The sequence below is a fragment of the Rhizobium sp. 62_C5_N11_2 genome (assembly GCF_051811185.1).
Taxonomy (GTDB): domain Bacteria; phylum Pseudomonadota; class Alphaproteobacteria; order Rhizobiales; family Rhizobiaceae; genus Rhizobium; species Rhizobium leguminosarum.
Window position 1 is genome coordinate 49548 of the sequence record NZ_JBPWPW010000001.1, and the last position, 12496, is coordinate 62043.

The following is a 12496-nucleotide window of genomic DNA, read 5'->3' on the forward strand; positions in this document are numbered from 1 at the left end:
GCGGCCCGCAGAAATTCACCTTGTCGGCATAGTTCCGCTTGACCAAATACAATAAAAAAGCAATTTTTGGGCCAACTTGGATTTCCGTGGCCTGAAGCCTTGATCGGACGCGGTTTCCCGGAGGAATCGAGGGGAGTTTCGCGTCCGTCATGGCACTGTCCGCCAATCTTTTCCTGCGCCAGACCCAGTCCCTGGTGATGACACCGCAACTGATGCAATCCATCCAGTTGCTGCAGATGACTCATTTCGAACTCAACCAGTTCATCGCCATGGAAGTGGAGAAGAACCCGCTGCTCGAATTTCCGTCGAATGACGGCGAGGCGGTCGGAGAACGTGGCGAAAGCGAAGATGAGCAGTATGCTCATCAGCCGGAGGATGCCGGGTCGGACGATGGCTATGACAACCGCGCCGAGGCGCTCTCCAGCGACTGGTATGACAATGGCGGCAGTGCCAGCACGAGCCGGCTGAACGACGAACTCGACGCCAATTATACCAATGTCTTTCCTGATGACGGCGCCCCACAGCGCCTCGATGCGCCCGAGCTCGTCAGCCAGTGGAAATCGATGCCGGGCAGCGGCGAGGGCGCCGACTACGATCTCGACGATTTCGTCGCCGGCCAGGTATCGCTGCGCGATCACCTCGCCCAGCAGATCCCCTTCGTCCTGCCTGACATGGCCGACCGGCTGATCGCGCAGAATTTCGTCGACCAGCTCGACGACTGCGGTTATCTGCAGGCCGATATCGTCGAGGCGGGCGAGAGGCTGGGCACGAGCCTCGCACAGGCCGAGCGCGTGCTCGCCACCCTCCAGAGCCTCGATCCGCCGGGTGTTTTCGCCCGCAGCCTTGCCGAATGCCTGGCGATCCAGCTCCGGCAGAAGGACCGATACGACCCCGCCATGCAGGTTCTGGTCGAAAACCTCGAACTGCTCGCCCGGCGCGATTTCGCCACGTTGAAGCGGCTCTGCGGCGTCGACGAGGAAGATCTTCTCGACATGCTCGGCGAGATCCGCCAGCTCAATCCGAAGCCCGGCAGCGGTTTCGAGGCAGGTGTTTCCGAAGCGATCATGCCGGATGTGGTCGTCAGAGCCTCCTCGGACGGCGGCTGGCTGGTCGAGCTCAATCCGGATACACTGCCGCGCGTGCTGGTCAACCAGTCCTATTTTTCCCGGGTGACAAAGAACGGCGAGGATCACGCCTTCCTCTCCGATTGCCTGCAGACCGCCAACTGGCTGACGCGCAGCCTTGATCAGCGGGCAAAAACCATCATGAAGGTGGCAAGCGAAATCGTCCGCCAGCAGGACGCCTTCCTGCTGCACGGCGTCGATTATCTGCGCCCGCTGAACCTGAAGACGGTCGCCGAGGCGATCAAGATGCATGAATCCACAGTCAGCCGCGTCACCTCGAACAAATATATGCTGACGCCGCGCGGCCTCTTTGAACTCAAATATTTCTTCACCGTCTCGATCAGCGCCGTCGCTGGTGGCGACAGCCATTCGGCTGAGGCCGTGCGTCACAAGATCCGTGCGCTGATCCTGCAGGAAAGCCCGGAAGCGGTGCTTTCCGATGACGATATTGTCGACATGCTGAAGAAGGGCGGCGTCGATCTCGCCCGCCGCACGGTTGCGAAATACCGGGAGGCGATGAACATCGCGTCTTCGGTCCAGCGCCGCCGCGAGAAGCGGGCGCTCGCCAAGGTCGCCGGCTTCTGACGCTGTCATGCTTCGACCTGGATCGAAGCATTCTGCCCGCAAATCCCGTTATTCCTCTCCAGCGCCCTGCGTCTTTTCAGACGCGCAACGGCGCTGCAACCCTTTGAATTTTCTTGAACGAAGATCGAAATGCCGACGATGACGCCGCGAAATCCGAACCTCGCCAGGGAGCTTTTCCTGCTGCTGGTGCTGGCGACCCTTTGGGGTTCCTCCTATAGCTTCATCAAGATCGGCGTCGAGACGATCCCACCTATAACGTTGATCGCCGCCCGCACGCTGATTGCTGGGGGCATTCTGCTGGCCGTGCTGCGCCACCGGCGTGTCCGCCTGCCGCGCGATCGTGCGACCTGGCGGCGGTTTTTCGTTCAGGCCTGTCTGAACAGCGTCGTTCCCTTCACGCTGATCGCCTGGGCGGAACAGTCCGTCGATGCCGGATTGGCGGTGATCCTGAATTCGGCAACGCCGATCTTCACCTTCCTGCTGACCGTGCTGATGACCCGCCATGAGCAGGTGACGCTGCGACGGCTTTTCGGCGTTATGGCCGGGCTTGCCGGCATCTGCCTCGTCATCGGCGTCGAAGCGCTCGGCGGTCTCGGCGAAAGCCTGATGGCGCAACTCGCCATCATCCTGGCGACCATCTGCTATGCAGGTGCCGCGATTTTCAGCAAGAACTTCAAGGGGCTCGATCCCGCAGTGCCGGCGGCCGGCTCGCTGATCTCAGGCGCGGTCATTCTCTTGCCCATGAGCCTCGTCGTCGATCGACCCTGGGAGCTCGATCCCTCGGCAGCATCGATGCTGGCGCTGCTTGCCCTCTCCGCTTTTTCGACGGCGCTCGCCTTTGCGATCTATTTCCGTCTCATCCAGACGCTGGGCTCGGTCGGAACCACCTCGCAAGCCTATCTCAGAGTGCCGATCGGTGTTGCGATCGGCATCGTCTTTCTCGGCGAGAGGCTGAGCTCGACGGCCTGGATCGGACTCGTCTGCGTCATAGCAGGCGTCGCTGCCATGACGATCCGCGCAAAGGTGAATACAACTCAAGAGCGAAACGCGTAAAGTGGTTGGGGTGGTGATTGGCGGCATGCGTTGCCCAGCAAGGTACCAGACACACGTTGTCCGAGTGCCGCTGATGGTGATTCGCCGCCCTATTGACTTTTCGGTAACCTGTGGCTAGAAGCGCGCCGCAATCGGTGCCGTGAACGGCATCTGGAGTTATCCCCATCATCCCCAGGGCACCAAGGACCCGCAGGCCTAAGCCGATCTTGCTTGAGATTGCGCGAAGTGCTTGGATGAACCTGATGCTTGGCGTAAACTGATACCCGCAAACGACCATAAGAAGGGAAACTCCATGAGTGTGCGTGTATCCGGGAAACATATGGAAATTGGTGAATCCTTCCGTCAAAAGATCGAGGACCAAATTGGTATGGCCATCACGAAATACTTCGACGGGGGATATTCCGGCCAGGTGACCGTGGAAAAGGCGAGTTCTCGTTACTCGGCGGATTGCAAGCTGCATCTGGACAGCGGGGTGGTGTTGCATGCGGCCGGCGAGGCGACCGACCCGCAGTTGGCTTTCGACGCCGCCTCCCAGCGGATCGAAAAACGGCTGCGGCGTTACAAGCGCAAGCTGAAGGACCATCACGCCGGAAACCATCTGAATGGTTTTGCAGAGGTCTCCTACACGGTTATGGATTCCGTTCCTGATCACGATGATGAAATCGCCGACGATTTCGCTCCCGCGATCGTCGCTGAAAGCACGAAGCAGTTGAAGACCATGTCGGTCGCCACCGCCGTGATGGCGCTCGACATGACCGACGAGCCGCTTCTCCTGTTCCGCAGCCCCGGCAAGGAACATCTGAACATCGTTTACCGTCGGCACGACGGAAATATTGGCTGGATCGATTCAGCCAGTATCAAAGGCTGAGATCAGGGTGGTGAGCGGCGGTATTGCCGCCGCTCCTTGCATTATCTGATCCCGGCGACAGAAGGAAAAAGAAATGGCATTGGCAGATTTGCTCCATCAGGATGCGATCATTCCCGCCCTCAGAGTAAATTCCAAGAAACAGCTGCTTCAGGAGTTGGCCGCAAGAGCCGCCAGGATCACCGGGCTCTCCGAACGGGAGATCTTCGACGTCATCCTGCAGCGCGAGCGCCTTGGCTCGACCGGCGTCGGCAACGGCATCGCCATTCCCCACGGCAAGCTGGTCAACATCCATTCGATCGTCGGCATCTTCGCCCGGCTGGAGCAGCCGGTCGATTTCGAGGCGCTGGACGACCAGCCGGTCGATCTCGTCTTCCTGCTGCTTGCGCCGGAAGGGGCGGGCGCCGATCATCTCAAGGCTCTGTCGCGGATCGCCCGCGTGCTGCGCGATCACGATCTGGTCGCCAAGCTGCGCGCCACCGATTCCTCCCAGGCGATCTATGCCTTCCTCAACGAAGAGCAGACGTCGAACGCTGCCTGACGCACGTCGCGCGATAACGCATCGATTCTCGAATGCAAAAAGGCGCCTGATCTCTCAGGCGCCTTTCGCATTATGATGCGCTGAACGATCAGAACTCTTCCCAGCTGTCCTGCGCCACGGCCGCGGATCCAGGCGACGGGGCAAGGGAGCGACGGACCGCCGGGGCGCTCACGCGAAGCGAAGGGGCCGTAGCTGCCGGCGCGCGCATCTTTTGCGCGACGGAGGCAAGGGCTGCGGCGTTCCTCGAACCCGAGACATTGAAGCGGGTGGCGAGCGCCTTCAGCGTCTGCGCCTCGTCGTTGAGTGCGACGCTCGCCGCGGTCGCTTCCTCCACCATGGCCGCATTCTGCTGCGTCACCTGGTCCATCTGGTTCATGGCCTGGTTGATTTCCTTCAGGCCGACAGCCTGTTCGCTGGCCGATGCCGAGATCTGCCGGATGAGGTCGTTGATGCCCATCACCTGTTCGGCGATCTTGTGCAGCGTGCCGCCGGCGCGCCCGACGAGATCGACGCCTTCCTTGACCTGGACGGCCGAGGTGTTGATCAGCGTCTTGATTTCCTTGGCGGCATTGGCCGAACGCTGTGCGAGTTCGCGCACCTCCTGGGCGACGACGGCAAAACCCTTGCCGGCTTCCCCGGCACGCGCCGCCTCGACACCGGCATTCAGGGCCAGCAGGTTGGTCTGGAAGGCGATCTCGTCGATGACGCCGATGATCCGCGAAACCTCCGTCGAAGATTGTTCGATCCCTTGCATCGAGGCAATCGCCTTCTGCACCACTTCGCCGGACTTTTCGGCATCCTGGCAGGCGAGGTTGACGTTCTCGGCTGCCGTGCGCGCATTCTCGGCGCTGGAATCGACCTGCGCGGTGAGCTCGTTGAGCGCGGCCGCCGTCTCTTCCAGGCTCGCCGCCTGCTGCTCGGTGCGCTTGGCGAGGTCGGAAGCGCTGTTGCTGATTTCACCGGTGCCGGAGCCGATATTGGCGACGCTGAGGTTCATCGTGTTGATGGTCTCTTCCAGGCTCGCGAGCGCTGCGTTGAAATCCTGTTTCAGCTTGCCGTATTCACCGGGGAATTCGTCGGTGATGCGGTGACCGAGATTGCCCTGCGACAGCGCGGAAAGGCCGGCGCCGACGATCGAGACGATATGGCGCTGCAGCGACACCGATTCCTGGCGTTCCGATTCCGAGCGGCTACGCTCGGTCTCGGCCGCCTGCCGTTCTCTGACGGCTTCGTCTTCGAGGCGGCGGCTGTCGGCGAGCGTGAAGCGGAAGCCTTCGAGCGCCTTGGCGACCGAACCGACTTCGTCGCTGCGATCTTGTGCAGCGACCGGTTCGCCATATTGGCCGTCGCTCAGCGCCTTGACGCTGGCGACGAGCCCGCCGAGCGGCCGCTGCACGAAAGAGCGGACGGCGAAATAGAGCGCCAGCATGACGGCACCAAGCACGATCAGCCCGTTGATGATCATCATGTAGGTCTGGTCTCGCACCGGCGCGTTAATCGCCGTGTGCGGCACGTCGACGAGCACGACCCAGGTGGCGTTGACGCCGGGAACCGCGAATGGATAGACAACGCGATCGAAGGGATCGAGGCCATCATAGGTGAGGTTCCTGACGAGACCGGGCTGCTTGCTGGACAGCGCCGTCTTGACGATGTCGGCGCCCTCGCCGTCAAATTCCTTGGTCATCAGGTCGGGGATCGGCGCGACGATCCAGTTGCCGGCCTGCGACAGCAGCGTGACGCGGCCCGAACCGAAAGGATGCAGCGCCTGCAGCTTGTCGGTCAGCGACTTCAGCGAAATGTCGACGCCGCCGACGCCGATCATCTTACCATCAGACATGACCGGATAGGCAATCGAGGTCAGCAGCGTCGGCACATCTGTTCCCTCGGCCATATAGGGCGTGGTGATCGCGCCCTTGCCGCTGTCGGCGGCAAGCTTCCACCATGCGGCGGTATAATCATTGTCGAAGGTCGAATATTGAATGCCGCCGTCCTTGGTCTTCGACCAGTAGGGCGTGAAGGCGCCGTTCTTGTTGGTGCCTTCGTCATTATTGTTGGCGATCTCGGTGGTTTTGCCGTCAAGCGCGCCGAGCTGCTCGCAGAACCAGCTGCCGAAGGCGAAGGCGTTCTGCTCGAGATTGGCCTTCAACACATTGATCATGCCCTTGCGATCGAGCGATTTGCCTTCATGGCCGCGGCCGATGACGCCCGACATGGTGCGTGCGGCGCTGGCGAGTTCGCCGACATTGGCGGCGATTTCATTGGCGATCGACTTTGCCTCGAGGTTGGCCTGATCCATCGTCAGCGTCTGGACGCGATCCCGGGTCTGGCCGATGAGGAAAAAGTTCGAAACGATGAGAACAAGCGCGATGGCGATGCCGGTGATGACGATGAGTTTCGCGGCAAGCGATTTCATGCGAAAAATGAACATGGGGTCCTCGGGCAAGGATGCGCCGAACGGGCATTCTCCGGCACAGGAGCAAAGGCTCGCCCCATCATGGGGCAGCCGCCTACAGCGCCGCGCGTCTTTTCGAGAGCCGCAAAGGACGCTGTAGCACTTTGAATGGCTGCATAATTTTTTCCTTAAATCGTTTCCGATTTAAGGAATTATGCAGTGGACGTCCGGAATCCGAAAGGCGGGAGGCGCCGGCGACCACGAGGAACATCGCTGGAAATCTCTTAAATTTAAATGAAACCCTATCGATCAGGGCCATGAAAATCGCCGGAACGCCCTGAATTACAGGGAGTTTTGCCGGCGGCTTCGCAAAGAGACGCGGACTATATCCTGTCTGCGACTTCCTCGCTCAAAGGGATCGACGGTTGCGCCCCGGCCTTGAGGCAGGCGAGCGAACCGGCAACCGCCGCACGGCGCAGCGCCGAGACAAAATCGAGGCCGTCGTCGAGGCTCGCGGCGAAATAACCGCAGAAAGTGTCTCCGGCGCCGACCGTATCGACAGGTTCGATCTTGAGACCTTGCGCCCTTGAAATCGCCCCGTCGCGAATGGCGATGACCCCATCGCCGCCGAGCGTTACGATCAGCGTCTGGCCCGTCTCCGCGTGCAGGCGCACAAGGGCTGCCTCACGCGCTGCGGCGTCCATGCCTTCCTGTCCGGCAAGCCGCTCGAATTCGGTCTCGTTGGCAATGACGATATCGGCGAGCCGGCCGAGACGCGGGGCATCGGGGATCAGCGGCGCGAGGTTGAGGATGCTGGTGACGCCCTTGGCGCGGGCGGCCGACAGCGCGCGCTCGACGGCAGCAGCCGGCACTTCGAGCTGCAGCATCAGGATATCGCCTTCGTTCATGCGGCCGATCGCCGTCTCGGCATCGGTGGGCGTGACCTGGCCATTGGCGCCGGGAACGACGGCAATCATGTTTTCGCCGTCGCCGCCGACAAGGATCAGCGCCGTGCCTGTGGGACCATCGACATGTTTGATCAGAGAAAGGTCGGTGCCTGCATCATCGAGCAGGGCCAGCGCCTCCGTGGCGAAAGCATCCTTGCCGACGGCGCCGGCCATATGCACGTAGCGGCCGGCGCGCCGGGCCGCCAGCGCCTGGTTGGCGCCCTTGCCGCCGGCGGCCGTGGCAAAGCCGTTGCCGGCCACCGTCTCGCCGGGCTTCGGCAGGCGCTCGGTCGTGGCGATGAGATCCATGTTGATGGACCCGAAAACTGTGATCATGAATGTGTCCCGTCTTCTGGAGCCTGCAAATGAAATCATGCTCCAACTGTTTCATGCGGGCGAGACACTGCCCGAAGCGGTCACTCCTCGTCAACCACCCGGAGCTTCAGAAGACCGGTGCGGCTTTCCACCGATTTGGCCGCGGCTTCGCTGTCGCGGGCGGGTTTTGCATCGCTGCCACCCGCCTCGAATTCCAGCGCTTCGATCTTGGCGCCGCGCCTGGTGAGCTTGTCGGCTGACGTGACCACCATGTCGATATCCTTCTGCGCCATGGCGAAATGGCCCTGCAGCTTGCGCACCCGCTCGTCGAGGCGGCTGAGATCGTCCATCAGGATCGCCACCTCGCCCTGGATCAGATGCGCCTGCGCCCGCATGCGCTGATCCTTGAGCACGGCCTGGATGACCTGGATCGACAGCATCAGCAGCGACGGCGAGACGATGACGATACGCGCGCGGTGCGCCTTCTGCACTACCGGTTCGAAGTGCTCGTGGATCTCGGCGAAGATCGATTCGGACGGCACGAAGAGAAAGGCCGTATCCTGGGTTTCGCCCTGGATCAGATATTTCTCGGAAATGTCCCTTATATGGACCTCCATGTCGCGGCGAAATTGCTGGCCGGCGATCTTGCCGGCCTCGGGGCTGCCGGCGTCGCGGATCGCGTTCCAGGCTTCGAGCGGAAATTTTGCGTCGATCACCAGCGGCGGCGCGCCGTTCGGCATGCGGATCGTGCAGTCCGGCCGCGAACCGTTGGACAGCGTCTGCTGGAAGGCGTAGGCGCCCATCGGCAGGCCGTCGGCGACGATCGTTTCCATCCTGGACTGGCCGAAGGCGCCGCGCGTCTGCTTGTTGGACAGAATGGCCTGCAGCCCGACGACATCTTTGGCGAGCGTCTGGATATTGTTCTGTGCGGCATCGATGACCGCCAGCCGCTCCTGCAGCCGCTGCAGGTTCTCATGCGTCGATTTGGTCTGCTCGGTGATTGTCGAGCTGACCCGCTGCGACATGCCGTCGAGGCGTTGGCTGATCGCCTGGTTGAGTTCGCTCTGCCGCGCGCCGAAGACCTCGGTCATGACAGCGATGCGGCCATGCATCTCCGCCTGGATCTTCAAAAGCTCTGCCATCCGCGCTTCGTTTTCCTCAGCCCGAAAGGTCGCTTCCTCCGCCTGCTCGCGGCGAAGGCTGGCACTGCGCAGGAGAAGCACGACCACCAGCAGGGCGAGGGCGGCGAGACCTCCGCCGATGAGCGCCAGCATGGCCGGGCTGATCGAGGCAAGGGAAAGGGCGAGCGATTCGGAATGGATGGTCATGCCGCGAGCATAACAGAAGAAATGGCAATACATAGATCAAAACGTGAACGGAATGGGCGGCCCCCAATATCCTCGCAAGCTATCGCTCTTCCTCGCTCGGAGAGAAGAAATCGCCGTCCGATTTAACGATTGCTCAACCATATTGGCCAAAACCTGCGCGCAGAAATTCCTTCCCGCGCGCGTCGCGCCAAGTACAGAGATCCCCATGACCGCCCAGCAGACCGACAACGCCCTCAGGCAGCGCCTCGATTTCATCGAACTGGATGAGGCAGCGCGCAAGTCGATGCGGGATCTGCGCCCGGTCATATCGGAGCTGATCGGCGGTGCCCTCGATAAATTCTACGCCAAGATCGCCAAGACCCCGGCTGTCGCAGGCTTCTTCGCCGATAAGAGCCATGTCGACCATGCCAAGAAGCGCCAGCAGGATCATTGGGCCAATCTCGCCGGCGGCGCGTTCGACGAGAGCTATGTCAACGGCGTGACCGCGGTCGGCCGGACGCACGCCCGCATCGGGCTGGAGCCGCGCTGGTATATTGGCGGTTATGCCATCGTCATGTCCGAGCTCGTCAAGGGCATCATGGAGAAGCAGTGGCCGTCGATCTTTGCGCGCCGAGAGGGCAAGGCATTGGCCGAGAAGCTGTCGGCCGTCATCAAGGCCGGTATGCTCGACATGGATTATTCCATCTCGGTCTATCTCGAGACGCTTGAAGCCAAGCGCCGCGCCTTGGAAGAAGAGCGTGCCCAGGCCGAATCCGATCAGGCGATCGCGTTGGAGCAGCTGCGCCGCGGTCTGGAAGCGCTGTCGAAGGGCGATCTCGAAGCCACCCTGCCGTCCGACCTGCCGGGCAATTTCCGGCAGATGGCCGAGGACTACAACCGCGCCGTCAGCGCCCTTCGCCAGTCCTTCGCCTCCGTGCGCGAGACTTCTGGCCATATCATGAGCGGCGCCGACGTCATTTCCAATGCAACCAACGATCTGGCGCTGCGCACTGCCCAGCAAGCGGCAGGCGTCGAGGAGAGTTCGGCCGCCCTGCAGCAGCTGTCCGTCAGCGTCGGCCAGACGGCGGCCAATGCCGAGAAGGCTTCGGACGCCGTGCGCGAGACGCAAGAGAAGGCGAAGAACTCCGGCGAACTCGTCACCAGCGCCGTCTCGGCGATGGCCGGCATCGAGAAATCCTCGACCGGGATCTCCAAGATCATCGGCGTCATCGATGAGATCGCGTTCCAGACCAATCTGCTGGCGCTGAACGCTGGCGTTGAGGCGGCGCGCGCCGGCGATGCCGGCAAGGGTTTTGCCGTCGTCGCCCAGGAAGTCCGCCAGCTCGCCCAGCGCACCGCGGAAGCGGCGAAGGAGATCAAGAACCTGATCTCGCAGAGCTCGACCCAGGTCAATCAGGGCGTCGGCATCGTCTCCAGCACCGGCGAAGCGCTGAACGACATGATCAGCCGCATCGACATCATCAACCGTTTCGTCGCCGATATCGCCGCCGCCGCCCGCGATCAGGCGACCGGCGTCAACGAGGTCAGCGTCGCCGTCCGCAACATGGGTGCGATCACCCAGCAGAATTCGGACATGGTCGAGCAGTCTTCGGCGGAAACCCGCCGCCTCAAGGACGAGGTGGAGACCCTGATCGAGCTGCTGCGGCGCTTCCGCGCCCGGCCGGAAGGCCATTCCGCCAGTGCTGCCCGCCGGGCGGCCTGAGGCGAATAGAGCCTTTCCTGGTCAGATTGCAGCATTCTGCCGGAGCAGGTTTTCGTCAGGGCAGAGGCGATTGGCGACGGGCATACCTCTTGGTACGTCCGAGCCGATCGCCTTTGATCCTGGCGGAAAGATGCCCGGCCCTTCGGGTTGGCTGAAACGGGCCGGCTGATCGACCGGCCGGCTTGGCCGTAGAGCTTGGCTACGACGCGCGCCGGCCGGTCGACCATCCGACTCCGTTTGAGCCAACAGAATGATTCAATCTGACCAGGAAAGGCTCTATGGCGAAATTCCAGGCGGGGATGCAAAAAAGCGTATTCCCCGCCTGCCGGATAATTCCATAGTCGGAAAAGATGGGTTATGGGAACGCCATGACCATCAAGCCACTCATCATTCTTCCTGATCCCGTTCTCCGCCAGCTGTCCAAGCCGATCGAGCGGGTGGACTCCGACCTGCAGCGTCTTGCCGACGATATGCTCGAAACCATGTACGACGCGCCGGGCATCGGCCTTGCCGCCATCCAGATCGGCGTGCCGCGCCGCATGCTCGTCATCGACATCTCGCGCGAGGGCGAGGAAAAGCAGCCGCAGGTGTTCATCAATCCGGAGATCGTCAAATCCTCCGACGAGCGCTCCGTCTATGAGGAAGGCTGTCTTTCGATTCCGGATTATTATGCCGAGGTCGAGCGCCCGGCTGTCGTTTCGGTCAAATATCTCGACCTGAACGGCAAGGAACAGACCGTGGAAGCCGACGGACTGCTCGCCACCTGCCTGCAGCACGAGATCGACCACCTGAACGGCGTGCTCTTCATCGATTATATCTCGCGGCTGAAGCGGGAGATGGTCATCAAGAAATTCACCAAGGCGGCAAAGTCAAAGGCGCTGTGATGCTGCGTTGAAAATTCACCGGCGAGGCACTATGATATCAGTGATATCATAGTGGAGGTGCCGAATGGGCGACCTGCTTATTCGAGATGTTCCGGATGCAATGAAGCTGCAGCTTCAGGAAAGCGCGCAGCGCAACGGCCGCAGCCTTTCGGAAGAGGCGATCGAAATCATGCGCCGGCAGATTGCCGTGGAGCGCTCAGGAGCTTCCGCCGGGCAGCGCCTGCGCTCTCTGATGAGTGACGAAAGATTGAGCGAAGATGAAGTGGAGGCCATCGCCGCATCTCGCCACGAACGCGACCGCGAACCGCCGCGCTTCGACACATGATCGTCCTCGATACGAATGTGATTTCCGAAATGCAGGGGAGGACCCACAGCGAGCGGATACTGAGCTGGCTGGACGCCTACGACGTCGAGACGCTTTTTCTGACGACGATTGCAGTCGCCGAAATGCGTTACGGTCTTGAACTCCTTGATGATGGCAGGCGAAAGACTGCGCTGGTGTCCGACTTCAATCGGATCGAGTCGGAATTTTCGGGCCGTATCCTCGGTTTTTCCCTGAGTGCGGCGCATCGCTACGGCCTGTTGGCTGCGGAGCGCAGAAAGGCGGGACGGCCGATGGAAACGAAGGATGCTATGATTGCCGCCATCTGCCTTGCCAACGGCGCGACGCTTGCGACCCGCAACAGCAGAGATTTCGAGGGGCTTGATCTCAAGCTCGTAAACCCGTTTGAAGACGGCTGATCCTCAATTGGCGAGATAA

At 61.5% G+C, this 12496-nt stretch carries 11 protein-coding genes; 8 read left to right on the plus strand and 3 right to left on the minus strand.

Annotated features, from left to right (window positions below; genetic code table 11):
- Positions 1–149: 149 nt before the first annotated feature.
- The 4 genes from rpoN (at position 150) to ptsN (ending at position 4168) form a co-directional block, all read left to right on the plus strand.
- Entirely contained in the window at positions 150–1709 is a 1560-nt protein-coding gene (gene rpoN, locus AB8B31_RS00255) for an RNA polymerase factor sigma-54 (RefSeq protein WP_018244525.1), read from the plus strand.
- 129 nt (positions 1710–1838) lie between these two features.
- Complete coding sequence (locus AB8B31_RS00260; protein WP_065276758.1) at positions 1839–2762, plus strand: DMT family transporter; 924 nt, start codon at positions 1839–1841, stop codon at positions 2760–2762.
- 292 nt (positions 2763–3054) lie between these two features.
- Entirely contained in the window at positions 3055–3630 is a 576-nt protein-coding gene (gene hpf / locus AB8B31_RS00265) for a ribosome hibernation-promoting factor, HPF/YfiA family (RefSeq protein ID WP_017958734.1), read from the plus strand.
- A gap of 73 nt (positions 3631–3703) precedes the next feature.
- Positions 3704–4168, plus strand: a complete 465-nt coding sequence (gene ptsN, locus AB8B31_RS00270; RefSeq protein ID WP_018244527.1) for a PTS IIA-like nitrogen regulatory protein PtsN — start codon at positions 3704–3706, stop codon at positions 4166–4168.
- A gap of 88 nt (positions 4169–4256) precedes the next feature.
- Here the strand turns inward: ptsN and AB8B31_RS00275 are convergent, their stop codons facing one another.
- The 3 genes from AB8B31_RS00275 to AB8B31_RS00285 all read right to left on the minus strand — a co-directional run bounded on the left by AB8B31_RS00275 (position 4257) and on the right by AB8B31_RS00285 (position 9150).
- The gene (locus AB8B31_RS00275) at positions 4257–6596 is read right to left on the minus strand and encodes a methyl-accepting chemotaxis protein (protein WP_065276759.1); all 2340 of its coding nucleotides are present in this window, start codon (positions 6594–6596) and stop codon (positions 4257–4259) included.
- A 347-nt stretch (positions 6597–6943) separates the two neighbouring features.
- Positions 6944–7843 carry a ribokinase gene (locus AB8B31_RS00280; protein WP_065276760.1) on the minus strand — a complete coding sequence of 300 codons (900 nt, stop codon included), beginning with the start codon at positions 7841–7843 and terminating at the stop codon, positions 6944–6946.
- Positions 7844–7923: 80 nt separating this feature from the next.
- Positions 7924–9150: a DNA recombination protein RmuC gene (locus tag AB8B31_RS00285; RefSeq protein WP_065276784.1), complete on the minus strand. Its 1227-nt coding sequence runs from the start codon at positions 9148–9150 to the stop codon at positions 7924–7926.
- Between the two features lie 205 nt (positions 9151–9355).
- Here AB8B31_RS00285 and AB8B31_RS00290 point away from each other — a divergent pair, with 205 nt between their 5' ends.
- The 4 genes from AB8B31_RS00290 to AB8B31_RS00305 all read left to right on the plus strand — a co-directional run bounded on the left by AB8B31_RS00290 (position 9356) and on the right by AB8B31_RS00305 (position 12477).
- On the plus strand, positions 9356–10852 hold the full coding sequence (locus AB8B31_RS00290) for a globin-coupled sensor protein (RefSeq protein WP_065276761.1): 1497 nt from the start codon (positions 9356–9358) through the stop codon (positions 10850–10852).
- Between the two features lie 368 nt (positions 10853–11220).
- Positions 11221–11736, plus strand: a complete 516-nt coding sequence (gene def, locus AB8B31_RS00295; RefSeq protein WP_026230889.1) for a peptide deformylase — start codon at positions 11221–11223, stop codon at positions 11734–11736.
- Between the two features lie 64 nt (positions 11737–11800).
- Positions 11801–12061, plus strand: a complete 261-nt coding sequence (locus AB8B31_RS00300; RefSeq protein ID WP_018447761.1) for a FitA-like ribbon-helix-helix domain-containing protein — start codon at positions 11801–11803, stop codon at positions 12059–12061.
- On the plus strand, positions 12058–12477 hold the full coding sequence (locus AB8B31_RS00305; protein WP_065276762.1) for a type II toxin-antitoxin system VapC family toxin: 420 nt from the start codon (positions 12058–12060) through the stop codon (positions 12475–12477). The genes AB8B31_RS00300 and AB8B31_RS00305 overlap by 4 nt, the downstream gene beginning before the upstream one ends.
- Positions 12478–12496: the final 19 nt, after the last annotated feature.

What these genes read in the sequence shown, in the direction of transcription:
- rpoN (WP_018244525.1), top strand. Translation starts at nt 150, where the DNA reads ATGGCACTGTCCGCCAATCTTTTCCTGCGCCAGACCCAGTCCCTGGTG.
- AB8B31_RS00260 (WP_065276758.1), top strand. Translation starts at nt 1,839, where the DNA reads ATGCCGACGATGACGCCGCGAAATCCGAACCTCGCCAGGGAGCTTTTC.
- hpf (WP_017958734.1), top strand. Translation starts at nt 3,055, where the DNA reads ATGAGTGTGCGTGTATCCGGGAAACATATGGAAATTGGTGAATCCTTC.
- ptsN (WP_018244527.1), top strand. Translation starts at nt 3,704, where the DNA reads ATGGCATTGGCAGATTTGCTCCATCAGGATGCGATCATTCCCGCCCTC.
- AB8B31_RS00275 (WP_065276759.1), bottom strand. Translation starts at nt 6,596, where the DNA reads ATGTTCATTTTTCGCATGAAATCGCTTGCCGCGAAACTCATCGTCATC.
- AB8B31_RS00280 (WP_065276760.1), bottom strand. Translation starts at nt 7,843, where the DNA reads ATGATCACAGTTTTCGGGTCCATCAACATGGATCTCATCGCCACGACC.
- AB8B31_RS00285 (WP_065276784.1), bottom strand. Translation starts at nt 9,150, where the DNA reads ATGACCATCCATTCCGAATCGCTCGCCCTTTCCCTTGCCTCGATCAGC.
- AB8B31_RS00290 (WP_065276761.1), top strand. Translation starts at nt 9,356, where the DNA reads ATGACCGCCCAGCAGACCGACAACGCCCTCAGGCAGCGCCTCGATTTC.
- def (WP_026230889.1), top strand. Translation starts at nt 11,221, where the DNA reads ATGACCATCAAGCCACTCATCATTCTTCCTGATCCCGTTCTCCGCCAG.
- AB8B31_RS00300 (WP_018447761.1), top strand. Translation starts at nt 11,801, where the DNA reads ATGGGCGACCTGCTTATTCGAGATGTTCCGGATGCAATGAAGCTGCAG.
- AB8B31_RS00305 (WP_065276762.1), top strand. Translation starts at nt 12,058, where the DNA reads ATGATCGTCCTCGATACGAATGTGATTTCCGAAATGCAGGGGAGGACC.